The organism is Collinsella sp. OF02-10, assembly GCF_003463445.1.
GTDB lineage: Bacteria > Actinomycetota > Coriobacteriia > Coriobacteriales > Coriobacteriaceae > Collinsella.
The window spans coordinates 1-23,872 of sequence record NZ_QSCW01000015.1 but is presented as its reverse complement, the minus strand read 5'-3'; the positions used below and the strand labels follow the sequence as shown (position 1 = coordinate 23,872).

Genomic DNA, 23,872 nt, shown 5'->3' with positions numbered 1-23,872 from the left:
CTACCAATCGAGATCGGCGGCCGCGATGGGCGATTCGTTGAGCTCGTCCTCGACGATACGGCCGTCGCGCAGGCGCATCACGCGATTTGCCATGCGCGCGATGGCGGCATTGTGGGTGACAATGATGATGGTGCAGCCGTAGGTGCGGTTGACATCCTCCATGAGCTGCAAGATTTCCTTGGACGTCTTGTAGTCAAGCGCGCCCGTGGGCTCGTCGCACAGCAGCAGGCCCGGGTTTTTGACGAGCGCGCGGCCGATGGCGCAACGCTGCTGTTGGCCGCCCGAGACCTGGCGCGGGAACTTGTTGCGGTGCTCGTAGAGGCCCAGCGAACGCAGCAGGTCGTCGATGTTGAGCGGGTTTTTGGACAGGTGCGCCGTGACCTCGATGTTCTCCTTGATGGTGAGATCGGGCACCAGGTTGTAGAACTGAAAGACAAAGCCCAGCTCGCGGCGTCGGTATTCGCCCAGATCGGTAGGTTTGAGCACCGTGAGGTCGCAGCCGTCCACCATGATGGAGCCGCCGTCGGCATCCTCTAGGCCGCCGATGAGATTGAGGAACGTCGATTTGCCCGAGCCCGAGGGCCCCAGCATGACGCAGATTTCGCCGCGGTTGATGGACGTATCGATACCGTCGAGCACCATCAGGCGCGCATCGCCGTCGCCGTAGTGTTTCTTGAGTCCGTTGACCTGGACGTAGGCATGCTTTGTCGCCATGCTATCCCCCGTTGTTAGCCTTCTGCTACTTTTCTAGGGTAATAGTAAACCTGGGCGAACTATTTTTAAGCGACGTGCGCGAACTATTTTCCAACCTACTCATTGGGGACAGACTTAAATGAGTGAAATCGCTCATTTAAGTCTGTCCCCAATGAGTGCCCAATGAATGCCGGGACTGTCCCCAAGTGCCGGCAGGAAAGGAACGTCCCCAAGTGCCGACATATTGGGACAGTCCTTGCCGGCACGACCGGCGGGCCGGCGAATCGACAAAGACTGTCTCCGATGACTAGCCGTTTAAGAACGTCCCCGATGACCAGGTAGCTAGGCGTGGGATTTGGCGCGGGTGAGGGCCAGGCCTACGGCGGCGATGGCGGCGGCGAAGAGCACCGTGACGCCCAGATCGCAGGCGATGTCGCCCAGCACGGTGGACGTCAGGTCCGCGGCGAGCGCCTTGCCGATCGCGTCGTTCACCCAATACGTCGGCACAAAGTGCGCCACCGTCTGCACGGCCGAGCCCATGAGCGACAGCGGCATCCAGGCGCCGCCCAAAAACGTCATGAGCATGCCGAGCAGGTTGCCCACACCGTTGAGCAGCTCCTCGCGCGCGCCCAGGCTCGACAGGGCAAAGCCAACGGCCAGTGGCGTGCACGCTAGGGCAAACGTTGCCGCCAGCGCCAGGCACACGCGACCCACGCCGACCTCGGCAACCGCGCTGGCAAAGCCCACGACGCCCATCATGCTCGACACGAGCCAGATGCAGACGGTGAGCACGGCGGCGGCCGCGAACACAGCGAGCGAACGCTGGCGCTCAGAGACCGGGCTGGCATCCATGCGGCGCACGCGCTCGGGCTCGTTCATGCCCGAGAACACCAGTCCCACCGACACGATGACCGACGAGATGATCGCGTACGCGCCAAAGTTGAAGTACGACTCGAGCGTGGTAGCAGCAGTCGAGTCGACCTTGACCTGCTCGATCTGGACCTCCGCGCGCTTTGCGGCCGCGTGCTCGGCGGCCCTTGCGACGTCACCGTTGGAGGCAGCGGGTTCAAGCGCCGCCGCAGCGCCCGCGAGCGAGATCCAGCGCGAGGCCTCGGCGGACGAAAGCGCCGCCGCCATGGTGCCGGAACCATAGGTCACGTCGAGCTTGGGCAGGGCCTCCCCCGCACGGGCGGCTGCAACAAGATCGTCCTCAAACCCCTCCGGGATAAAGAACACGCAATCGGCACTGCCCTTGGCGCTGTTGCTCTTGGAGAGCGCGTCGGCAAGGTCGTATGTGTCGTCGCCGACGCCCGTGACCAGGTCAAAGCGTGAGCCCAGGTGCTTGGTAAGCGCCCGCGAAAGGTCGCTATTGTCGCGGTCGACCACGATCACGTTGGTGTCGTAGGGCTTGTACTCGGTAAGCTGCGACGAGTTCCAGCTCACCGAAGCCGCGATGAATACGCCCATGAGCGAGATGAACACCGTATAGATGAGCAGGTAGAACGGGTGCGCCAGCGCCATGCGAAGCGCGGTCTTAAAGGTGCTCATAGCGGCTCCTTCCAAAGATCAGCGTAGCGGCGGCGACAAACACCAGGGCCATCAGGACGAGCGCGCCGGCGCGAACAGCGAAGGGCCCCAGGTCCTCAAAGAAATACAGGCGATTGAACATGTCGCAGATGAGCTTGACGGGGTTGAGCCAGCACTCGACCGGACAAGCGCGGGCGACGTCGTCGGCAAGCGCCATCGCCGGCTCGCCGTAGAGGCCGGCGAACAGGGCGCACGTGGTGGCAAAGCCCGTGAGGATGCCCGACTTGGATGCCTTGCCGCCCTTAACGGGAAGCGTGCCCACAAAAAGCCCCAGGCCCGTGGCGGCAAGCGCGGATGCAGCCCCGCCCAGCAGGCACAACCCCTCGCGCCCGCCAAAGTCGACGCCCACGACCAGGCGCACGTAGCCGATCGCAACCGCCATCGATGCAAAGGAAACCAGCCACGAGCCGACAAAAATGCCGGCCAGCGACGCCGTCTTGGAAAGACCGCCCACGCAGCGGCGCGCGCCAAGGCCCGACAGATTAGGCTGCAAATCGACGACGCTCAAGGCGGCAAACTCGGCAGACATCATCGCGACCAGGCCAAAGAGCGCGTAGTAGTAGATGACCGTGCCATCGGGCGTGGCACGAGTCAGGCTCACGCGGCGGGTTCCGCCCTCGAGCGACAGGGCGTGCGCAACCGCCGCCGGATCGGCGAGCGCCGCCGGGTTGTCCTGGGCAATCTGGCGCATGAGCTCGACATTTTGCGTATACGAGCTTGCCACCGTTTCAAGGATGCTGCGGTCGGTGAGCACCGACGAGGCGCGCGAGCTGTCGTAACTCGACAGCAGCGTGAGCCTGGGCGTGCCCGCGGCATCAACCGTATAGATGCCCGCGACCTCGCCGGCCTTGAGCGCTTTGCGCGCGACAGCCAAGTCTTCGTACTCGCTCACATCGAGCAGCTGGTCGTCGCCTGCCTTGGCAAGCGAAGCTGCCACGTCCTTAAAGGTCGAGGCATCCCAGGCCTCGTCCGCCACGACGGCAACCGGCACCGGGTCGACCGTGCCGTCGGAGCTGAGGTTCGCAAACATAAACATGAACATCGTGGAAAGCGCAATAGGAAAGAGAGCGCCCCAGACCCACGTGCTCGGCCGGCGCAGCAGCGTCTTGACCGTGGTGATGATGGTGTTGAACATGGCCGCCCCCTAGTCGCGCAGCTCGCGGCCGGTGATCTCGAGGAACACGTCGTTGAGGGTCGGCGGTTCGGAATAGATGCGGCCGAGTGGCACGTCATGCGAGCGCAGCGCATCGAGAATGTCCGTCAGGTTGTGCGGGCTCGCTTCGCACGAAAACGTGAGCTGTCCCGCCGTTGCCGAAAGGTCCAGAACGTGCGGCAGGCTTGCGACGGCACCGAGCGCCGCACTCGGAACCTCGCCGACCTCGATTACAATCTTCTCGCCCATCTGAATCATGCGCTTGAGCTCGTCGTTAGTGCCCTGCGCCAGCACGCGCCCACCGTCCATGATCATGATGCGGCTGCAGATCTGCTCGACTTCCTCCATGTAATGGCTGGTATACACCACCGTGGCGCCCTCGTCGCGCAGGCGGCAGATGCCCTCCAGGATGGCGTTGCGGCTTTGCGGGTCGACCGCCACCGTGGGTTCGTCAAAAAAGATGAGCTCGGGCTTGTGCGCGATACCGCAGGCAATGTTGAGACGACGCGCCAGGCCGCCCGAGAGCTTGCCGGGGCGGAACTTGGTAAAGTCGCCCAGGCCGACAAAGTCGATCGCCTCGTCCACCAGCGCGCGGCGGCGCTTGCGGTCGTTGACGTAGAGACTGCAGAAATAGTCGATGTTCTCGCGCACGGTGAGCTCGTCGAACACCGCCACCTGCTGCGGCACCACACCGATGCGGCGCTTGAGGTCGTAGCGGGCGGGCGTCATGCGCTCGCCGAACAGCTCGATGGTGCCTTTGTCGTAGGCGAGCAGCTGCAGGATGCAGTTGATGGACGTGGTCTTGCCCGAGCCGTTGGGGCCCAGCAGGCCAAAGATCTCGCCGGGGGCGATACTCAGGTTAAAGTGGTCGAGCGCAATAAGGTCGTCGTAGCGCTTAACGAGGTTTTCGACGTGGACGATGTCTGTCATGAGGCGGCCCTTCTGTTGCTTGCGGCCCGGTACGATTGCATCATCGCAGGAGCTGACGGCGCGCACCAGTGAGCTTTGTCACGAGTGCGGGGCGGTCGCGTAGCCTGCTGACGCGACCGCCCCGCCGCGTGGGAGGAATGTCACGGTTGCTTTGAGTGGCGCCTCCCCCGTGCGCGGCATCGCGTACAATACCCGTATGAACAGGCTATTCGACAAATCGATCGTGCTGGCGTGCTGCATCGCAGCCGCCACGGGCCTTGCTGTGGATGCTCGCCTGGTCGCGGCGTTTTGCCTTGGCGTTGTCATCGCCGCGCTGGCCGAGGTCGCGCAGGAAGAACGCGCCCGTCGCGCCAGCGAGGCCGGCAGCTACGCCTACGTCATCGCGGCTGTCTTCGTGCCGCCGTTTGTGCCGTTCGCACCTCTCGCCCTCTATGACATCGCGCGACGCGTGCGCCGTGAACGCATCTGGCCCGCGCTGGCAATTGGCTCCGTGTTTGCCTGCGCACTTGCCACGGACCTTCGCTGCGGCGCGCTCACCACCCGAACGCTGTTGCTAACCGCCATCCTTTCGGTCGCCGCCACGTTGCTGTCGCTGCGCACCGCGCAGCTGGAGCGCGAACAGGAACGCATGCGTCGCACCCGCGACAAGCTGCAAGAACGCGCCCTGGCACTCGAGGCACGCAACCGCGACCTCGCCGACCGCCAGGACTACGAAGTCGAGCTCGCGACGCTCGCCGAACGCGCCCGCATCGCGCGCGAGATCCACGATAACGTGGGCCACCAGCTCACGCGCGCTTCGCTTCAAACCGAAGCCCTGCGCGTGGTCCATGCCAACGAGCCCGGCGTTGCCGCCGATTTCGCCGACGTCAAATACACCGTTGACGAGGCGCTCCAGCTCGTGCGCGCCAGCGTCCACGCGCTCAACGACAACGCCGTCGACCTTTCCGTGCAGCTCGAACGCATTGTTGAAGGCGCGCGCTCGGACGGCGGTCCGCGGATTGAGCTTGAAGTTATGACCGAACATGCGCCCGCAAACGTTGCGAACTGCTTTGCGGCGGTCCTGCGCGAGGCGCTCTCCAACACCATGCGCCACGCTTGCGCCCATGCTGTCACTGTACGTTGCATGGAGCATCCGTCGTTTTACCAGCTCATCGTTACCGACGATGGCGCGGGCGGGGTTCAAGCAAGCGGCCACGGCACCGCGGAGGGCATGGGGCTCGCCTCTATGCGCGAGCGCATCGAGGCGCTTGGCGGCACCTTCACCGCCGGCCCGCGTGCCGGCGCCGGCGGCTGGCGCGTGTTTGCCACCGTTCCCAAACAGCAAGGAGATGATGGCCGATGAGGCTCATCGTTGTCGACGACGACCGCCTAGTGGTCGATTCGCTCAAGATTATCCTGGGCGCCCAGCCGCAGATCGAGGTGGTGGGCACCGGTGCCAACGGCAACGACGCAGTGGCGCTCTACGCTGAGCACTCGCCCGACATCGCGCTGCTCGACATTCAGATGCCGGGACGAGACGGCCTATCGGCGGCGCGCGAGATCCTCGAGCGCGATCCTGCGGCGCTCGTGGTGTTCCTGACGACATTCTCGGATGACGAGTACATTGTGTCGGCGCTCAAACTGGGCGCCCGCGGCTACCTGATTAAAACCGATGTCGCCGCCATTCCTCCGGCGTTGGCGCAGGTCATGAGCGGCAAACGCGTGCTCGAGGGTAAGGCGATCGAAGATGTTGACTTTGACGGGATGGGCAACAAGACGGGCGCGCCCCACCGGCCCGCGGCCTTTGCCGGTCTGACCGACCGCGAGTTCGAAGTCGCCGAGCTCATCGCCCGCGGTCTCGATAACAAGGAAATCGCCGCCACCGCCTATATGGGCGAAGGCACGGTGCGCAACCACATCAGCTCGATCCTTGCCAAAATGGGTCTGCGCAACCGCACCCAAATCGCCATCGCCTACCTGCGAGGGTAATTACCCAACGGCCAACCGCCCCGGCATAGCAAAATGGCTGCTACCGATTTAATACCATTTCAAAACTATGCCGGTTTACTACGATGAATCGCCCGCCTTCGACCACGGCAAATTGCGCGCTTGCAAAACCGCAGGTAGAACGCCTGCAATATTTAGAAAAATGCAGTCATGGTCGGGAATGTCGAATTCATCGTAGTAAACCGACATAGTTTTGTTCGGATAGTCCCGCACGGATACCATCCCAGGCCTCGCGGAACAAAAATGATCCGTTTTCTTCCGCCCGCGGAGATCGGCTGACAGCGCCCGCCACGAAATCGGCCCATCTACTACGTTTGACTCAATATCCCCGACCATACCCGCTTTTCATGAAAAATCGCAGGCGTTCTACCTGCGGTTTTTATTTCGCATTACTTGCCATGGTTGAGGGTAGCGGCTTAAACGTAGTAGATGGGCCCATTTCGTGGCAGACGGGTCATTTTCGGGCTGGACGGGTCGCGTGGCGGCCCGCACACGCGTTCACGCGCGGGGCCGGCGGGGCATTTTTGCCCCGCCGGCCCCTATTCCAGCGCTATACCAGCCCCATTCCAGCGCTACTCCGGCTTGGTTTCTACCGTGGGGGTCTTGTCCGCCGCAACCGGAGTACGGGCGGTGTCCATAGTCAGGCAGTGCTTGGGGCAGCTTTCGATGCACTCGCCGCACACCACGCAGGCGTACGGGTCAATCGACCAGGTACCGCCCTTGCGATCGACCGCGAGCGCGCCCGCCGGACAACGCCGAGCGCACATGCCGCAGCAGATGCACACATCCATGTCATTGACGATATGCCCGCGCAAGCGCTCGGGTGCCGTCAGCCCCTCCTGCGGATAGCACACCGTTACCGGCTGCTTGACCATAGAACCCAAGGCCGTCTTGGCAAATGTCAGCAAACTCATGCCGCGCCTACCTTTCCGTGCAGCTAATGCAGGGGTCGATGGTCAGGATAATCATGGGCACGTTGGCAATGAGCACGCCCTGCAGCGCATGCGTCAGACCCGCCAGATTTTGCGACGTCGGCGTGCGCACGCGGAAACGGTCCAGGTTCTTGGTGCCGTTGCCGCGCACATAGTAATACGCCTCGCCGCGCGGTTGCTCAATCACAACCTCGCCGCGTGCGCCGTCGGCCGGCGTAAGCTTGGTGCGCCCGCCGATCCCGTCGTGCGGAATCTTGCCCACAAGCTCCTTGATGATGTCCATGGCCTGCGTGACCTCGGCGCAACGCACCTGGCAGCGGGCATAGCAGTCGCCATCGGTAGCGACAACCGGATCAAACGCAGCCAGGTCCGCATAGGCACCGTCGCCAAACATGCGCACGTCGTAGTCCACGCCCGAGGCGCGCCCAAACGGACCGACCATCGAAAGCTCCAGCGCGTCTTTCTTGCTAATCACGCCCACGCCATGCAGGCGCTCGCCGCAGCTGTCATCGTCCAAAAACGTATGCACCAGAGCCTCGTAGTCAGGACGCATGGCATCGAGCGTCTGGACAATGCCTGCCAGCTCGGAGTCCTCGATATCATGCTTAAGGCCGCCGATCTCGTTAATCGACAGAATCACGCGCCCGCCGCAAGTGCTCTCAAAGATCTTGAGAATCTGCTCGCGCAGGGTCCACGAACGATAGAACAGCGCCTCAAAGCCAAAGGCGTCGGCAAGCAGGCCCAGCCACAGCAAATGCGAGTGAATGCGCGAAAGCTCGTGCAGAATGGTGCGAATATACTGCACGCGGCCGGGCACCTCGATGTCGAGCATGCGTTCGCAGGCGCTGGCATAGCCGCAGCTGTGGCCCACGGCGCAAATGCCGCAGATGCGCTCGGCGATGTAGCCAAACTGATGCATATCGCGCTTTTCGGTGAGCTTCTCGAGCCCGCGGTGCACAAAGCCGATCTGCGGAATTGCCTCGATGACGCGGTCGTCTTCGATCACCAGGTCCAGATGAAGCGGCTCGGGCAGCACCGGGTGCTGCGGGCCAAACGGAATAACGGAGCGATGTGCCATGGACCTTACGCCTCCTTTTTCTGCTTGTCGCGGGCGGCCTTGGCGGCAAGCGCCGCGCGGACCTTGGCCGCTTTCTCGGGATCCATGGCGGCGAGCTTTGCCTCCATCTCGGCGGCCTTGAGCGCCGCCTTCGCAGCAGCCCCATCGTGCTGAGCATCGGAGCCGGCAGCCGCAGCGGGCTGAGCAGCGGCGCCCGCGGCATCGCCGGCGCCCGCAACGCCCTCCCCTGCAGCAGCCGCAGCCGCGGCGGCCTTCTCGGCAGCGGCCTTGCGCGCCTTGACCTCGGCAGCCGCGCGGACCTTCATGGCCTTCTCGCGCGCGGCCTTCACCTCGGGCGTGATAACGCTCATGGGTTCAGCGGTCGAGACCTGGTAGAAAAAGCCCTTAAAGTCGATCTGCATATCGGTGATGGCAAGACCAAACAGATCGTGCGCTTCGTTTTCAAACGGGAATACCGCCGGATAATACGAGCTGATGGACGGAATCTCCTGGTACTGGTCGATGCCTTCGACCACCAGGTTCTCGATCGCATAGCTGCCGCCCTGCGCAATATGCTCCTGAGCAGCACGAACGTTGATAAACGTATAGACCAAGCGATACGAGCCGTCGTCGACGTTACGCTCGGCGTGCATTTGCACAAAGCGCGCACCGACGCCCTTAAGCGCCTGGACATGCGACAGGAGCTCGTCGATCCCAACGATGGTATAGATTGCCTCTTGCATTACTCGGCCTCCTTTGCAGCGACGGACGCGGCGGGCGTCCCAGCAGGTGCGTCGCCAGCGGCGGGCGCGTCGCCGGCCTCAGCCGCGGCCACAAACCCGTCCTCGCCCAGCTCAACGCCACCGTCCCAGGTGGCGGCGCCGCCCACGGTGAGCGGATCGCCGCCGGCGCGCATCACGGCCTCCTTCTGGTCCAAGATGCCGCACGCCTCCACGATGGCATCGATCACCGTCTCGGGGCGAATGGCGCACCCGGGCGCGTACACGTCCACGGGAATCGCGCGGTCCACGCCGCCGATCACGTTGTAGGCATCGCGGAACACGCCGCCCGAGCACGCGCAGATGCCGCACGCCACCACGCACTTGGGCTCGAGCATCTGGTTGTAAATCTGACGCACGACGGGCAGGTTCTGGGCATTGACCGAGCCCGTCACCAAAAAGATGTCCGCATGTTTGGGGTTGCCGGTGTTGACCACGCCAAAGCGCTCCGCATCGAACAGTGGGGTAAGCGAGGCCAGCACCTCGATATCGCATCCGTTGCAGCTCGAGCCGTCGTAGTGAATAACCCACGGTGAGCGCGACATTTTATGATCCATGGATGCCGCCTCCTAAATAAACACGTCGACGAGGATGGGCATAAGGTTGAGCAGGCCAAACACCAGCGCCACGCCCCAGCCGAGCTTAAAGCAGCTGCGCCAGGTGCTACGGGCGAAGGTGTTATCGATCAGTACCTCGACAAAATACGTCGCGGCCATCACGACCAGGGCTACGGCCCAGCTCACCGGGTTGTCCCAGACAAAGAACATGCCCACCCACATCAAAAACAGCACGGTCTCGCACCAGTGCATAAGGGTCATCTTGGCCAGCGTGCTGCCGCTCATCTCGGTGGCGACGCCCTGGACAATCTCCTGATGCGCGTGATGCGAGTACGAAAGGTCGAACGGCGACTTGCGTAGCTTGATGGTAAGCACCGCGAGCAGCGCAAGGAAAATGGGCGCGCTGTACACGATGATGGGGGCTGACTGCCCCGTCACGGCAATGGAATCGAAGCTGTCGGTGGCAAGGTACAGGCCCACGCTCATCAGCAGAACGGCGGGCTCGTAGCTCATAACCTGCAGCAGCTCGCGATCGGCGCCGACCTGCGCAAACGGGCTTTGCGTCGAGGCGGACGCCAGCACCACAAAGATCGCGGCGAGCGTCACCATAAAAGCGCACAGCAGCGTGTTGGAACCCGACACAAAGATGCCGCCGCCTACCACGGTAAAGATGAGCGCACATGCCATATAGGTATCGTCCATGGTGTTTACGCTGGCAGGGGCCTTGCGCAGCAGTTTGGCAACGTCGTAGAAGGGCTGCAGCAGACGCGGACCCACGCGGCCCTGCATGCGAGCCGAAAGCTTACGGTCAAGGCCGTCGATCAGGCCGCCCACAAGCGGCGCCAGCAAAGCAAACGCCACGGTGCCAATAAAAATGCCCACGACGCCCGAGCCTTCGAAATACTTGCCGCGCAGCACCGAGGGCGCGCTCATGGCAAGCCGCTCGGGCCCAATCCACGCGCAACACAGCAGCGCAAACAAGATAATGCTGCAACACACGACGCTACCCGCGGGGCCAATACGCTTCTCGCCAAGGGCGTCCTCCGAGTACCAATTGCGCTTTTCGGCCTTCACCTCGTGTCCCATCGAGCCACGGAAATGGCGATATTTGTCGGTCCCCACACCCGAAAGGTACACGTTGACGTGCGGTTTGTTGCTCACGCGGAATGAAGTCAGCAGCACCACGGCGATAAACGCCACGATAACCACCATCAGATACATGGAGTCCTTGCCAATAACGTACGGCACGCGGCCAAACACCATGGCCAAGTAAGGCGACACCAGGCCGCTCGAGATGAGCGGGAACGCCACGCAGCAAAGAATCAGCAGCGCGGCGATGGTGTTGAGGGCCATCCATTCGGTCTTATGGACATTGACCTCAACGTTTTGAGCCGTGGGGTCGACGCCCGAAAGCTTGGCAAGCCACTTGCCCCAGAAGAAGAACGTCGCGGCCGAGCCAAAGGCAAGCACCATGATCATGAGCACGTTGCCGGTCTGGGCAAACGCCACCAGGGCGCCCCACTTGGACACGAGCATGCCAAACGGTGCCACGAACATGCCCATAATGCCCAGCATCATCAGGCGCGTCAGGTGCGGCATGCGGCTGAACATACCGTCCATGTCCTCGATATTGCGGCTGCCGATATGATGCTCGGCCGTGCCCACGCACAGGAACAGCAGCGACTTGGCCACCGTGTGGAACAGGATCAGGAAGATGGCGGCCCATACGGCCTCGGGCGCGCCGACACCCAAGCAAGCACTGATGAGGCCCAAGTTGGAAATGGTGGAGTACGCGAGGACGCGTTTGGCGTTGCTCTGCGAGATGGCCATGAGGGCAGCGAGCAAAAACGTGATGGCACCCACGCTCGTGACCATAAAGCCGGTCACGGGATAGATGGCATAGAGCGGGCTGAGCTTGACCATCAGGAACACGCCGGCTTTGACCATGGTTGACGAGTGCAGCAGGGCACTCGTGGGCGTGGGGGCAACCATGGCACCCAATAGCCAAGTGTGGAACGGCATCTGTGCGGCCTTGGTGAGCGCGGCAAGCGACAGCAACAGGACCGGCATCACCAGCAGCGCGGATTGCGCGGTTCCGGCGCTGGAAAGCTCGATCATGCCCGAGATGGTCAGCGGCATGCCGTTAACGTGCAGGTACATGAGTCCGGCCAAAAACGCGATGCCGCCCAGCATGTTGAGGATGATCTGGGTGAAAGCGTTTTTTATGGCCTCGGGCGTGCGCGTGTAGCCAATCATGAGGAACGAGCACACGGTGGTGATTTCCCAGCCACAGAACAGCCACTCAAGGTTGTCGCTTGTCACGATGACGAACATGGCCGAGAGGAACAGGAACATAAGCGCCAGGAACTGCGGGCGTCGGTCGGGCGCCGCCTGCCCGCGCAGCGCTGCCTCGTGCTCGTCGTGGGCCTGGAAGTCCTTCATGTAGCCCAGGGCGTACACGCAGATAAGGCTGCCGACAATGCCGACGGCAAGCACCATGATCACACTCATGTAATCCAGGTAGAGCGGCGTGGCGGTGACAACCTCGGCCGCGGGCAGCGTCATGGCAGCGAAGGCAACCGAACCCACCAGCTGCACCACGCCGAGCACCGTGGTGAGCGTGCTCTTATATTTACGCGCGTTGTACAGGATGACGGCGCACAGGATCACGTCGATGACGGAGCTGATGATCGAGAGCACATGCGAGGTGCCGGGGGCAACCTCGAAGCTCTGCGGGCCCGTGCCAAAAAACATGACGGCGACTACAACCGTCACCGCCATAATGATGCCAGAGCCTACAAGCCCTACCGCATCGCGGGCGCGGTCACCGCGCGCGAGCAGCATGCCCAGCGCCGGTACCAGCGGAAACAGGGTAAGGAAATACAGTAGCGTCATACCATCACTCCCCCATGCAAAAACGCTGCAATTGTTTAACGTTATAGCTCAGTTGAGGAGTAGCGGCGGCGGGTTTTCGGTCAACTGGGGAGTTTTAGGCGTACGGGGTAACGAGTCTGTCCGCTTTGGAGCAGAGAGGCGACGCTCCCCCTATCGCGGCGGCGGGCGCACGGGCCACTGCGCGCGGTTTATTAACCACTTTGGAGGATGTTCCAGTAGGCTCACGACGGTCCAAAAAGTTGGCGCGGCAAGAAAAATGCGCCCCTGTGGGCGCACCATCCCGTTCGCTATTCCGCCTTTTTAACGCGCGGCTTGCGACCGCGCGGCTTATCAACCAGCGCGGACTCACCGCTCTCGCGATACTGGCGGCACCAAGCCTTGACCGAAGACTCGCTGGGAATCTTGTGCTTGATCATGGCCTCGCGAACCGTTAAGCCGTTTTCCAAGCGGTCCTTGACCACGGCGAGCTTAACTTCGTACGAATAGGTGTGATGATGCGAACCGGCGTTGAGAACGGCGTCGGCACCGCCTACGGCATACGCGCGGGCCCACTGACGAGCCGTGGCCTGGGGAATGCCAAGCTCCGCGGCGAGGACGCGATGACCGACCCCCTCTTGGAGGATCTCGACGGCGCGCTGCCTAACCTCGGGCGCATGCGTGCGAGTCCTAGTTGCTTCCGACATACCTGCCACTTCTTAGCCTTAACCGTTAATCTGCTTTCTTACGTGCAAGTTAGATAGTAGCATTTTACTGTTTGCTCAAAGCAGTTAATTAAAATAGACGCGGCGTTATCTGGGCATTTGGCACCAATTTACGACATTTCTTTATCGATTATTTACGCTGGTAGCTGACTCGCAGCCAATCGTCATTCGCCTGTCAACAAAATTGACACCTCTTTATGTCCTTTGGCATAGAGGATATAGTTATTAACCCCTCCCCCAATAATTTTGAGTAATCGGCAAGGCAGTAGACGTCCTTACTCCTCATGATTACCGCGCATTGCCATCCACCGAAGCAAAACAAAAAGGGCGGGGCCTGCTGCGCTTGCAGGCCCCGCACCGGTTGACACCCGACGGGACACAGCCGGGCGAGGCGGATCCGTGCTACCGCCCCGCCTGGCCGCGATGTTCAACTACAGCTCGTTGGCCGCGTGATACGCCGTGCGAATGGCGCTCGCAATGTCGGCGGTGCGCTCGCCCGAGCAGTCGCCCACGCAGGTCACGGGCACCGTCACGCCATCCAGGTCAAACGCGTTGGCCTTGGAGCCCACGGCCATCACCACGTAATCGCAGGCGATCTTCACCGGCTCCTCGGGGCCGTCCTCGGTGGTGTGCACGGCCTCCACGCCCTCGTCGGTAACGGCGGTCAGGCGGGTCTTAACGTGCTGTTCCACGTTGTGGGCGGCGAAGTCGCTCATGATCAGCGGCAGAATGGTCTCGGACTCGCCCGCGGCAATCTTGTCGAGCATCTCGACGATCGCCACCTCGCAGCCGTGCTGCAGCAGGTACTCGGCAGTCTCGGTGCCCACCAGGCCACCGCCAATGACGGCGACGCGCCCGCTGAGCTCCACCTTGCCGGCCAGCACGTCCCAGCTCGAGACGACCTTGTCCGAGTCGGCACCCGGAACGGGGATGACCACGTCGTGTGCGCCCACGGCCACAATCGCGGCGTCGGCGGCGTTGAGATCCTCGGCCGTAGCGGCATGGTTGAGCTCGACCTTCACGCCCAGGCCGGGCAGAATCTTCTCGTAGTACTCGACCGAGCGCATGATCTCGTCCTTGCGCGGAGGCGCGGCTGCCAGCACAATCTGGCCGCCCAAGTGATCGCTCGCCTCATAGACGGTCACGTCGTAGCCGCGCTTGGCCGCCACGCGCGCGGCCTCCAAGCCGGCAATACCGCCGCCCACCACGGCGACCTTCTTGTCGCCCTCGCCCGGCTTGATGGCGATGGTCGCCTCGTCGCCGTTCTCGGCATTGAGCACGCACGAGATGTACTTGCGGTTTTGAATCGCGTCGACGCAGCCCTTGTTGCAATTGAGGCACTCGCGAATGGGCTCACCCGTGGCGGCCTTCAGCGCAATGTCGGGGTCGCACATGAGCGAGCGGCCGTACGCGATGATATCGGCCGAACCGTCTTCCAGAATCTTCTCGCCGGCCTCGACCGAAACAACACGGCCGACAGTGGCCACCGGCACGGAGACCAGGGCCTTGACGCGCTCGGCCACGGGCAGCGTCCAGTTGTAGGGCATGGCGCCCATGGGCGGAATGGTGTCGCCCATGTTGCCGGTATGGTTGGCCTGTGCAACCTGGATCATGTCGATGCCGGCGCCCTCGAGCAGCTTGGCAAACTCGCAGGCCTCATCGGGCTGCAGGCCGCCCTTGCCGCGCGGCGTGCCGTCGGGGTTCTCCATGATCACGGGGAGCTTGTACTCCACCATCAGCTGCGGCGCGGCTTCCTTAATGGCGGCGACAACCTCGAGCGCATAGCGAACGCGGTTCTCGAACGAGCCACCGTACTCGTCGGTGCGCTGGTTGAGGATGGCCGAGCACAGCGAACCCACCAGACGGTCGCCGTGAACCTCGATGGCGTCGATGCCGGCCTGCTGCGCGCGGGCGGCCGAGGCAGCGATGGCCTCCTTGATCTGGGTGAGCTGCTCTACGCTCGCCTCGTTCACAAAGTGCTGCATGTCGTGGTGCAGCTTGGCGTAGGCCTGCTTGCGGATCTCGTTGGACTCGGCCATCTTGGCGGCAAAGGTCTCCTCGTCGCCGGCGGCCTTGGCCTCCTGCGCAGCCTTGGCGGCGGCCATGGAACCCATGACCATGCGGCCGACGCCGGGCACGTCGTACTCGGGGTGGAACAGCTGCAGCGCGACCTTGGCGCCGTGCTTGTGAACGGCGTCGGCCAGCGCCTTAAACGTGGGGATCTGGGCGTCGGTCGCTAACTTGGGCGTGGGGCTTGCGGTCATAACAGGAGCAACGTCGCCGATGACGATGTAGCTCACGCCGCCACGGGCCAGGCGCTCGTAAAAAGCCAGGCTGCGCTCGCCAATGGAACCGTCGCGCTCCTCGTAGCCGGTGGTCAGCGGCGGGAACATAATGCGGTTTTTAAGCTCAAGGGGGCCAACCGTAATGGGCTGGAGCAGTTTGGATGCGGGTGCGGTCATGGACATTCCTCTCTTGTAGGCGCGGCGGCGATGTTGCCGCGTAGTTGTTTAGAGGATATGGCATGGGAGCACAGTGGCGCAACGGAAATCGGCAGACAGCAGGTAGCGGCAGGTGGATGGGGCGGGGCGGCCCGTCGGTTTGTCTCGATCTGTAACAGTAAGACCCTATTTTGCCGAGCAACTGTTACAGATTGAGACAAACCAATCTAGCCTGCCGAAAGATCTAGATCTGTAACAGTTACTCAGTAAAAACCGTCCCTCGTGTTACAGATTTAGACAAACGAAGACCGTCCTGCCGAAACATCTCAATCTGTAACAACTACAGACCAAAACCGGACCCACCTGTTACAGATCGAGACAAACCCCAATAACAACGACACCGTCCCCGTTCGAGGAAACGACCGCCACACTCACCTTTTTAAACAACCTAATACTGCGCAGCCTGCGATAATAATTTGGTCACGCGTCGACTACGGCGAAGACGCGGCAGAAGGGACACCCATGCAACCGAGTACCACCGATACGTCTACCGCAAAGCAAGCGCTGCTCGAGGCGCTCTTGAGCGACGCGGGGCTCAAGAACCTCACGCAAACGGCCTCTACCGTTATGGGCAACCCGGTGCTCGTCGTCGATCCCGTGTACCGCTATGCCGCCCGCGGCGGCTTTGAGCTCGACGATGACGACGACTCCCCCTTTGCAGCCATCACCCGCGCCGAGCTCTCCGAAGGTGACATGCTGCAGGACGAAGCCGTGCGATACATCATCAAATGCGGCTTAGACGAGGAGATTGCCCGCTCGACAGGCCCGCTTACACGCTATAACGACATGTTCCGCCTCAACACCATGACCGATGCGATCAAGGTGCACGGCACGTGTCTGGGCCGGGCGATGATGATTGAACGCAATCACGCCTTTGGCGATAGCGATCGCGAGGTCTTTGAGTTCTTTGTCCGACTGCTCGCGCAAGAACTGCAAAAAGGCGGCTTTCTTTCGTTGGGCGGCCCGCAACAGGGGCCATATTTTCTCTCGCGCCTCCTGGACGACGAAATCCCCAACCCCATCACCTGCACACGCAAAATGCAGCTCGTCGGCTTTGCGCCGCTTCCCGCCCTCTACGTTGTATGCCTGCTCAAAAAAGATTCCCAGCTCGAGGCGCGCGAGGCGGAGAGCATCCGAGGACAATTGCAGCCGCTACTGCACCATAGCCTTATCACCATGTACGAAGGTGAGCTCGTGGCGCTGGTAAGCCGTCCGCCCTCCACGCAGCTACCCGCCAACGATGAGGCGATCCTTGCCCGCGTTGCTGCCACGAACAATTTGTTCATTGGCATCAGCAACGAGTTTTCCCAGGCAACCGATGTGCGTTCGCACCTCAATCAGGCACGCGCCGCCATTCGATACGGCTCGACCTTTACCAAAATCCTCGAAGACACCCATGTGTATCGCTATTGCGAATACACCTACATGGAAATGCTCGACATCTGCAACGACCACATCAACCTTATAAACTACTGCCATCCGGCAATCTGGGCACTTTGGAAGCATGACCAGTCGCACGATTCCGAGTTGGTCGAGACGCTCTTTGCCTTTATGCAGCACAGCTGTAACACGGCGCGCACCGCCGCGATCTTGTCGCTTCACAAAAACACGCTGCTCTATCGCATTAACCGCATAAAGGAAATCACCGGTAACGACTTGGCATCGGGAGAGGACCTCTTTTTGTTCCACCTCTCGATTCGTACCCTAATCTACCTTGGCTTTCTTGAGCCGAGGATTAAGCCCCGCACCAGCGCCGACCTGCACTGCCGCAAGTAGGCCGGGCGGGGCTTGGGCAAAACTAGTCGCGCTTAATCTCCAGCGTGGGGAACGTCATCTTGGCGTACTTTTCCATGAGCGGCTTTACTTCGTCCATATGGGCGAAGAACTCGTCGCGGGTCTTGTTGATCTCGTTGAGGTGCTCGGCGCGCGCGTGGTCGTCGTTGCGGTCGCGAATCAGGCCGTTCTCGGCAATCTTGAGCTTGGGGCGACCGGTGCGCTCGTCGGTTACGATATCGCCGCCCGCGCCGCAGACCGCACACTCCCAGGGAAACTCGACCCCATCCCAATGCTTGTCGCCAGGGTACACCAGGGAGCTGTGGCAGTTGGGGCACACGCCGTCATCCGGGTCGCCCAGCCAGCAGCGCTCGTCAACCGGCGTTCGGATGGCCTTGACAATGTTCTCGCCCATCTTGTGCGCACGGGCGATCTGCCCGCCCCATTCCACGTCGTCTCCCCACACAAACGCATTGCCCGGGCGACCGTCGCGCTGCGCCATATAGCGATCGACGACAGTCATCGACATGGTAAACATAGTCGCCTGCAGGCTCTCCAGTGCCAGGGACTGCCAATCGTGCATGGAGCCGCCAACGGAAATAAGGCCGGCAACGGTATGCGGATTCTCCTTTACGGCACCGATGGCAAGCAAGAACGAAAGCTCGTATGCCAAGAAGCGCTGGGCAAAGCGGGTGTAAACCGAGCTGGGCGTAAGGTCATAGGTCGGGACCGAGGAGATCACGCCCTGGCAGGTCTGCAGTTCGCGAATAATCGCATCTACATCGTCTTTGTTTTTAAGGACGCAGCCGTGATATTCCTTTTGCAGGCCGGCGCCCATCTTTCCCATCTGCATGGTGCAGCCCTCGCAACCGGTGCAGGGCAAGATGTTATAGTCGAACAAATTGATCAGCTCGACCTCGCCGCCAGCCTCGCGCACCGCGCAAAGGGCCTCTTTGGCCAAAGCCTCGCCGTTGCCACCGTGCCTGCCGGCACAAATCGCCATCACTTTAAACGACATGGTCGCTCCTCTCCAGAGCATTTTGGACACGGATTCTGCCCGTGTGTACTTCGCAAAAAGCGTACGGCAGACGCAAAACATGCGCACCGTCCAGGCAACCAAGGCCCGCTCGGTATTTGCGGAATACCTCGTGCAGATAAACAAAGGCCCCTCCCGCATGCCTACAAGGGACAAAACGGAAGGGGTCGGCGCTCTTATTTGCGCTTAAAGGGAATGGGTTTGGGCGGGCACTTGGGCTTGACGGCCCCAGCCGTGACGATCGCGCCGTTGTCGCAGATATCCAGGCAGGCACCGCACTGGGTACAAGCCTTTTGGTCGATCACGTGGATGAACCGCGGCCTTCCCAGAATCGCGTCCTCCTCGCAAACGTCCGAATCGACACACTTGTTGCATGCCTGGCATTTGGAAGCCAAGATATGGAAGGTCAAGAATGCCTGGCATTCCCCGGCGGCACAGACCTTCTTGGTGGTGTGCTGCATAATCTCGCCCTCGAACAGGTCGAGGAACGACTGCACCGTGCGCGCCAGCACGCGACCCTGCTCGCACAGGCACTGCGCCTGCATCACGGGGCAAAGGTCGCGAAGGAGCGCCAAGTCACCCGGCTTGCCCTTCTTGCGGCAGATATCGGCAAGAATCGTTGCAATCTGATGCGAGCCCTCGTAGCCAAAGACACAGCGTCCGCAGCTCTCGTGACGATAGAGCGTGCAAATGTCCAAAAGCGCCTTTGCCATGCAGTTTTTGGCGGTGTAGACGCGCACGTAGTCGCTGCATAGCTCAATCTTTGAGGTGTCATCGGGCCTCAGCAGCAGACCGCTGGGATAGCCAATCCCCACCGCTTTAGCGTCGTCGGCGCCCGCCGCGGCAACCAGGGATTCCGCACTCACGACACGGTCGACCTCAACGGGCTCCTCGGCCCCGTCAATCCACACCCAGCGCTTGCCTTCGGCGGCAAGTAACTCTGATCCGCTCAGGCAGCGGTCGGCGCCATCGCCCTCGCAGCAAGATGGGAGAGGCTTTTCGCCGTCGAGCATCTTGGCCGCGGCCGAACCGTTGGCATAGACAAAGCCCAGGCTCGGGTCGCACTCGATCACGCGGCAGGACTCGCCCAACGCATCCGCGAGCGCGGCAGAGACCTCATCGCCTGCCGGCACCAAAACCGCCTGGGCACCGGCCCCTGCAATTTTTTCCGCAACGGCCGCCACGTCCTTCTTAAGGAGCCAGAGCGCGACGGGGGCCTGCTTATGCGCAGGCATAAAGTTGATGATCGTCATGGGTTATCGCTCCTTTCCTAGTATTCGTTCCACAGGCGCGGCGTACTGATCGTTAGGCGCAAATCGCACTGCAAGCAGCGGCTCGCCTCGCACGTAGCCTCATGGTCGGTATAGGGGCACTCAAACGTATCGAAGTTATCCTTACGCGTCTGGGCATCGACAAACTCGGGCTGCACGGCATCGTCGTAGAAGCCTTCGGAGACGCGGCCAATCCACTGCTCGGGAGCATCATGCTCGGTCAGCTCCTCGTCGATGTTGCCATCGCCACCCAAAGCGCGGTCGATGGCCGAGGCGCACGTGCGACCTGCAGCGATTGCCGCGATCACCGATTTGGTACCCGTCACGCAGTCGCCCGCCGACCAGATGCCTTCAACGCTCGTCTTGCCTTCGGTATCGGCCACGATATACGGGCCGTGCGTAAGCTCAAGGCCCATCTGGGCCGTGCCCTCGGGCTTTTGACCCACGGCAAAGATCACGCAGTCGGCATCGATGGTCTTCTCGCCGCCGTCGAGCAGTTCGGTGACGGCGCGGTGGTTCTCGTCAAAGTAGAACCGCTCGATCTTGTGGATCGTCATGGAACCGACCTTGCCCGAACCGTCCTCGGTCTCGTTAATGCTGGTAAAGGCATAGGCATCGTGCAGGACCACGCCTTCCTCGGCGGCCTCGGCACGCTCCTCGGGCGTCGAGGTCATCGCGTCTTGGGCCTCAAGGCAGGCGACATCGACCGAGGCGGCACCCAGACGCACGGCAGTGCGGGCGCAGTCGTACGCCACGTTGCCGCCGCCAAGCACCACGACGCGCTTGCCCGTCAGGTCCGGGGCGCTGCCCATACGGGCGGCCTTCAGAAAATCGGTGTTATGCAGCACGCCTTCGAGGTCGTGGCCGGGCATGGGAAGCACCGTTCCGTCATGCGTGCCCACCGCAACCAGCACGGCATCGAAGCTCTGCTCCAAAAGCGCCTGGGGCTCGGCGATTCGCTCGCCACAGCGCAGCTCAATGCGCGGCTCGGCGTCATCACCCTGGGCAATCTCTAAAATCGTCGCAACCTCGGCATCGACCGTGGCATCAGGCAGGCGATACGCCGGAATGCCGTAGCGCATCTGGCCGCCGACCTTCTCGTTGGCCTCGAACACCACGACCTTGTGGCCCTTCTCGGCGCAATAGAGTGCGGCGGTCAAGCCGGCGGGACCGGCACCCACAACGGCGACGCTCTTGCCGCTCAGCGGCTCATGGCGCACGTTGGCCTTCCAGTCGCCCGCATCGCGCACGGCCGCGGCGCGCTTAAGACGGCAAACCGAAACCGGCGTGCCGTTGAGCTCGTTGCGCTTGCAGGCATCCTGGCAGCTATGGACGCAAATGTCGCCCAGACTCTCGGGGAACGGGACCTTCTCGCGCACCACCGCGGCGGCTCGGGTGTACTCGCCGTTACGGATGTGACGCAGGTAGCGTGGGATATCCACGTGGGCTGGACAGCCCGAGCGACAGGGGACCACGTTGTCGGCATAGGACTTGTTCTCATCGAACATATTGAGCGTGTCGACGATCGAGCCCGTGGGACACACTTCGATACAGGCACCGCAAAAACGGCATCCGGCCTCTTGCAGACTCACGCTGCCGTCCGTACCAATGCGAATGCCGTCCTCGGTGCGCCGGTAGTCCAAGACGCCGGCGCCGCGCAGCTCGCGGCACGCGCGCACGCAGCGACCGCACCGAATGCAGCGGGTGAACATATGGGTGATCAGCGGGTTCGATTCGTCCGTGGCGACCGGACGGCTCTTGGTGCGCCAGCGCGCAGGCGAAACTCCCAGGTACTGATACATAGACTGCAGCTCGCACTTGCCGTACTTGGGGCAGCCGGTGCAATCGGCGGGATGCGTGGCCAAGGTAAGCTCCATTGCCAGCTTGCGCACGCGCTCGGCCTGCTCGTCTGTCGTGTTGACGACCATTCCCTCGGCAACCTGCGTCTTGCAGGCACACACCGGCTCGTCTTGGCCTTCGATCTCGACCATACACAGACGGCATCCGCCGACGGCCTCAAGATCGGGGTGTTTGCACAGATGTGGAATGTAGATACCGGCATCGAGCGCGGCTTCCAGGACATTTTGCCCCTCGCGTGCCTCGACCTCGGATCCATTAATCGTTAGCTTCATTCGTTCCCCTCAAAACGTCGCTCTTGTCCAGAAAGGCGCCCGGGACCAAAGCGATCCCGGGCGCCTCGCTTGTAGGGCAAATCCCCGCCCGCACCCAACGCGTGGGCGTCTGCAGGCGCGAATAGCTACGGTGTTACGACCACTCCTCGTCGCCCGTGTCCTCAAAGAGGGCAGCGGCGGCGTTTTCACCGGCGATGCGACCCGAGTTAAGGCAGAAGCCCATGGTGTTACCCGGAATGCAGTAGTTATAGGAGTCGCCATAGATGGTGCAGGCATCGGTGCCAACGCAGTACAGGCCAGGGATGACCTCGTAGTCGTCGGTCATGACCTCCATCTTGTGGTTGATAAGCACGCCGCCCAGGGTGCCGTAGGCGCCACAGTACTGCTTGCAGCAATAGAAGGGGCCCTTCTCGAGCGGCCTCATAAACTCGCGCTCTTTCTCAAAGATGTCGTCCCAGCCGTTGTCGCACATCTCGTTGTACTCGTCGACGTTGGCGAGCAGGCCCTCAACATCGATACCTGCCTTCTCGGCAAGCTCCTCCAGCGTATCGGCCTGGCAGATCGCCGGATAGCCAGCCTCCAGGTCGCGGTTCCACTGCTCCTCAAAGCCGTCGTACAGGTCGTGCGGATGAACGTGGCTGACGATATCCGGACCGTCCTTCTTCCAATGCTTGAGCATACGGGAATCAAAGATGGCGTAGGCGACCTTGCCGGGAAGATGGTTGATGGCGTTGCCGACAAAGGTGGTGTTGAAGATCTCGTCCTCTGGCATAAAGCGCTCGCCCAGGCGGTTGCACCAGTAGCACGGCTGACGGAATGCACCCTCGACATAGAAGTGGTTCATGTTGTCGGGGATCTGGTACATGAGCTCCATGGTCACCGGGGTGTGGCCGCCGCCGACCTCGTGGCACATGTTGATGCCGTCGCCGTCCATGCCCGGAATGGCGAACGAGAACAGGTCGGTACCCCACTCAAAGTCGAGCTTCTCCTTGATGAGCTCGGCGTTGTGGCCAAAACCGCCCGTGGCGACGATCGCGGACTTGCACGAGATCTGGTACTCCTCGCCGTCCTTGTCCTTGGCGGTCACGCCGCAGATGGCGCCGTCCTCGCCCTTGATAAGGCCGGTGCCCGGGCACTCAAACATAAACTCGACACCCAGGTCCTGGGCACGCTCGGTCATGCGCTTGGTCATCGTGGTCGCCGCGCGAGGACCGGGCTCCGAGCCATCCTCGGGCTGCACGACATGCCAGGTGTACTCGCCGTCGGAGTAGGCGCGCGTGCGCTCGCGAGCGCGGAACGCCGGGCGCACGGAGTTAAACTCCACGCCCATGTCCTGCAGCCATGCGATGGTATCGCCCGACTTAAAGTAGTAGTCGCGCACCAGGCGGGCATCGACCTGATAATGGGTGTAGAACATATGGCGACGGAAGAGCTCGCCAGGCGTGACCTCGATCATCGAGGCCTTCTGAAGCGGAGAGCCAGCGGCGGCAGGTCCCATGCCCATGTTGGCGGCGCCACCGGTAATGGGGGCCTTCTCCAGAGCAATGACGCGAGCGCCCGCCTCGGCTGCAGCGACCGCTGCGGCAAGGCCACTCAGACCCGCGGCGACAACGACAACGTCGGTCTCTAACTGTTTCATGCGAATCCTCCTTTATAGGGCTCTTGGACGAGCCCGGGTTTCATGCGAATTGCATGCGTATCGACAGCCATACTTTCGCTCGAAAACAGGCTCAAAACCATGTGCAGGCGCACCGATGTTTGCCCATAGCGGCCATGGGCTTTGTGCGGATGAACCATGCGTTTGGGCAACGCTTTCGAGCGCATGGCCCTGGCGCCACACGTACAGGGGGGTGTTCCTATAGTTTTGTCAACTGGGAAATGCTCTCCGT

18 protein-coding genes are annotated in these 23,872 nt (G+C 61.9%); 3 read left to right on the top strand and 15 right to left on the bottom strand.

What is annotated here, in order from left to right:
- The 4 genes from DXA43_RS07715 to DXA43_RS07700 all read right to left on the bottom strand — a co-directional run bounded on the left by DXA43_RS07715 (position 1) and on the right by DXA43_RS07700 (position 4,363).
- Positions 1-714 carry an ABC transporter ATP-binding protein gene (locus tag DXA43_RS07715; protein ID WP_117806765.1) on the bottom strand — a complete coding sequence of 238 codons (714 nt, stop codon included), beginning with the start codon at positions 712-714 and terminating at the stop codon, positions 1-3.
- A 321-nt stretch (positions 715-1,035) separates the two neighbouring features.
- A complete protein-coding gene (locus tag DXA43_RS07710) occupies positions 1,036-2,241 on the bottom strand; it encodes an ABC transporter permease (RefSeq protein ID WP_117806764.1) in 1,206 nt (401 codons plus the stop codon).
- Positions 2,228-3,415, bottom strand: a complete 1,188-nt coding sequence (locus DXA43_RS07705) for an ABC transporter permease (protein ID WP_117806763.1) — start codon at positions 3,413-3,415, stop codon at positions 2,228-2,230. The genes DXA43_RS07710 and DXA43_RS07705 overlap by 14 nt, the downstream gene beginning before the upstream one ends.
- A gap of 9 nt (positions 3,416-3,424) precedes the next feature.
- Positions 3,425-4,363, bottom strand: coding sequence for an ABC transporter ATP-binding protein (locus DXA43_RS07700; protein ID WP_055251488.1), 939 nt, complete (start codon positions 4,361-4,363; stop codon positions 3,425-3,427).
- A gap of 151 nt (positions 4,364-4,514) precedes the next feature.
- Here DXA43_RS07700 and DXA43_RS07695 point away from each other — a divergent pair, with 151 nt between their 5' ends.
- Complete coding sequence (locus DXA43_RS07695) at positions 4,515-5,705, top strand: sensor histidine kinase (RefSeq protein WP_158564963.1); 1,191 nt, start codon at positions 4,515-4,517, stop codon at positions 5,703-5,705.
- Positions 5,702-6,331, top strand: a complete 630-nt coding sequence (locus tag DXA43_RS07690) for a response regulator transcription factor (RefSeq protein ID WP_117806761.1) — start codon at positions 5,702-5,704, stop codon at positions 6,329-6,331. Before DXA43_RS07695 ends, DXA43_RS07690 begins: the two co-directional genes overlap by 4 nt.
- 590 nt (positions 6,332-6,921) lie before the next feature.
- On the opposite strand, the gene DXA43_RS07685 is transcribed toward DXA43_RS07690, so the two are convergent.
- From DXA43_RS07685 to bilR, 7 genes are all read right to left on the bottom strand, one after another.
- Positions 6,922-7,263 carry a 4Fe-4S dicluster domain-containing protein gene (locus DXA43_RS07685; RefSeq protein ID WP_117637166.1) on the bottom strand — a complete coding sequence of 114 codons (342 nt, stop codon included), beginning with the start codon at positions 7,261-7,263 and terminating at the stop codon, positions 6,922-6,924.
- A 7-nt stretch (positions 7,264-7,270) separates the two neighbouring features.
- The gene (locus tag DXA43_RS07680; protein ID WP_117806760.1) at positions 7,271-8,359 is read right to left on the bottom strand and encodes a nickel-dependent hydrogenase large subunit; all 1,089 of its coding nucleotides are present in this window, start codon (positions 8,357-8,359) and stop codon (positions 7,271-7,273) included.
- Between the two features lie 5 nt (positions 8,360-8,364).
- Complete coding sequence (locus tag DXA43_RS07675; protein WP_117806759.1) at positions 8,365-9,081, bottom strand: NADH-quinone oxidoreductase subunit C; 717 nt, start codon at positions 9,079-9,081, stop codon at positions 8,365-8,367.
- On the bottom strand, positions 9,081-9,674 hold the full coding sequence (locus DXA43_RS07670) for an NADH-quinone oxidoreductase subunit B family protein (protein WP_117806758.1): 594 nt from the start codon (positions 9,672-9,674) through the stop codon (positions 9,081-9,083). The genes DXA43_RS07675 and DXA43_RS07670 overlap by 1 nt, the downstream gene beginning before the upstream one ends.
- Before the next feature lie 12 nt (positions 9,675-9,686).
- Positions 9,687-12,569: a proton-conducting transporter membrane subunit gene (locus DXA43_RS07665; RefSeq protein ID WP_117806757.1), complete on the bottom strand. Its 2,883-nt coding sequence runs from the start codon at positions 12,567-12,569 to the stop codon at positions 9,687-9,689.
- Positions 12,570-12,856: 287 nt separating this feature from the next.
- Positions 12,857-13,252, bottom strand: a complete 396-nt coding sequence (locus DXA43_RS07660; protein ID WP_117806756.1) for a helix-turn-helix domain-containing protein — start codon at positions 13,250-13,252, stop codon at positions 12,857-12,859.
- 449 nt (positions 13,253-13,701) lie between these two features.
- Positions 13,702-15,732 (bottom strand): bilirubin reductase, long form, encoded by a 2,031-nt coding sequence (gene bilR / locus DXA43_RS07655; protein ID WP_233540044.1) that lies wholly within the window; start codon positions 15,730-15,732, stop codon positions 13,702-13,704.
- Positions 15,733-16,233: 501 nt separating this feature from the next.
- Here bilR and DXA43_RS07650 point away from each other — a divergent pair.
- Positions 16,234-17,547 carry a CdaR family transcriptional regulator gene (locus DXA43_RS07650; protein ID WP_117806754.1) on the top strand — a complete coding sequence of 438 codons (1,314 nt, stop codon included), beginning with the start codon at positions 16,234-16,236 and terminating at the stop codon, positions 17,545-17,547.
- Positions 17,548-17,569: 22 nt separating this feature from the next.
- Here DXA43_RS07650 and DXA43_RS07645 read toward each other — a convergent pair whose 3' ends face one another.
- The 4 genes from DXA43_RS07645 to DXA43_RS07625 all read right to left on the bottom strand — a co-directional run bounded on the left by DXA43_RS07645 (position 17,570) and on the right by DXA43_RS07625 (position 23,622).
- Positions 17,570-18,562: a flavodoxin family protein gene (locus tag DXA43_RS07645; RefSeq protein WP_117806753.1), complete on the bottom strand. Its 993-nt coding sequence runs from the start codon at positions 18,560-18,562 to the stop codon at positions 17,570-17,572.
- Between the two features lie 194 nt (positions 18,563-18,756).
- Complete coding sequence (locus tag DXA43_RS07635) at positions 18,757-19,833, bottom strand: NADH-ubiquinone oxidoreductase-F iron-sulfur binding region domain-containing protein (protein ID WP_117806751.1); 1,077 nt, start codon at positions 19,831-19,833, stop codon at positions 18,757-18,759.
- A gap of 17 nt (positions 19,834-19,850) precedes the next feature.
- Entirely contained in the window at positions 19,851-21,983 is a 2,133-nt protein-coding gene (locus DXA43_RS10570) for an FAD-dependent oxidoreductase (RefSeq protein ID WP_117806750.1), read from the bottom strand.
- 133 nt (positions 21,984-22,116) lie between these two features.
- Complete coding sequence (locus DXA43_RS07625; RefSeq protein ID WP_117806749.1) at positions 22,117-23,622, bottom strand: FAD-dependent oxidoreductase; 1,506 nt, start codon at positions 23,620-23,622, stop codon at positions 22,117-22,119.
- Between the last annotated feature and the right edge of the window lie 250 nt (positions 23,623-23,872).

Bases quoted from the DNA above. Each gene is read 5' to 3' on its own strand.
- DXA43_RS07675 (WP_117806759.1), bottom strand. From the start codon at position 9,081: ATGCAAGAGGCAATCTATACCATCGTTGGGATCGACGAGCTCCTGTCG.
- DXA43_RS07650 (WP_117806754.1), top strand. From the start codon at position 16,234: ATGCAACCGAGTACCACCGATACGTCTACCGCAAAGCAAGCGCTGCTC.
- bilR (WP_233540044.1), bottom strand. From the start codon at position 15,732: ATGACCGCACCCGCATCCAAACTGCTCCAGCCCATTACGGTTGGCCCC.
- DXA43_RS07645 (WP_117806753.1), bottom strand. From the start codon at position 18,562: ATGTCGTTTAAAGTGATGGCGATTTGTGCCGGCAGGCACGGTGGCAAC.
- DXA43_RS07670 (WP_117806758.1), bottom strand. From the start codon at position 9,674: ATGGATCATAAAATGTCGCGCTCACCGTGGGTTATTCACTACGACGGC.
- DXA43_RS07665 (WP_117806757.1), bottom strand. From the start codon at position 12,569: ATGACGCTACTGTATTTCCTTACCCTGTTTCCGCTGGTACCGGCGCTG.
- DXA43_RS10570 (WP_117806750.1), bottom strand. From the start codon at position 21,983: ATGAAGCTAACGATTAATGGATCCGAGGTCGAGGCACGCGAGGGGCAA.
- DXA43_RS07625 (WP_117806749.1), bottom strand. From the start codon at position 23,622: ATGAAACAGTTAGAGACCGACGTTGTCGTTGTCGCCGCGGGTCTGAGT.
- DXA43_RS07700 (WP_055251488.1), bottom strand. From the start codon at position 4,363: ATGACAGACATCGTCCACGTCGAAAACCTCGTTAAGCGCTACGACGAC.
- DXA43_RS07710 (WP_117806764.1), bottom strand. From the start codon at position 2,241: ATGAGCACCTTTAAGACCGCGCTTCGCATGGCGCTGGCGCACCCGTTC.
- DXA43_RS07690 (WP_117806761.1), top strand. From the start codon at position 5,702: ATGAGGCTCATCGTTGTCGACGACGACCGCCTAGTGGTCGATTCGCTC.
- DXA43_RS07660 (WP_117806756.1), bottom strand. From the start codon at position 13,252: ATGTCGGAAGCAACTAGGACTCGCACGCATGCGCCCGAGGTTAGGCAG.
- DXA43_RS07685 (WP_117637166.1), bottom strand. From the start codon at position 7,263: ATGAGTTTGCTGACATTTGCCAAGACGGCCTTGGGTTCTATGGTCAAG.
- DXA43_RS07680 (WP_117806760.1), bottom strand. From the start codon at position 8,359: ATGGCACATCGCTCCGTTATTCCGTTTGGCCCGCAGCACCCGGTGCTG.
- DXA43_RS07635 (WP_117806751.1), bottom strand. From the start codon at position 19,833: ATGACGATCATCAACTTTATGCCTGCGCATAAGCAGGCCCCCGTCGCG.
- DXA43_RS07715 (WP_117806765.1), bottom strand. From the start codon at position 714: ATGGCGACAAAGCATGCCTACGTCCAGGTCAACGGACTCAAGAAACAC.
- DXA43_RS07705 (WP_117806763.1), bottom strand. From the start codon at position 3,415: ATGTTCAACACCATCATCACCACGGTCAAGACGCTGCTGCGCCGGCCG.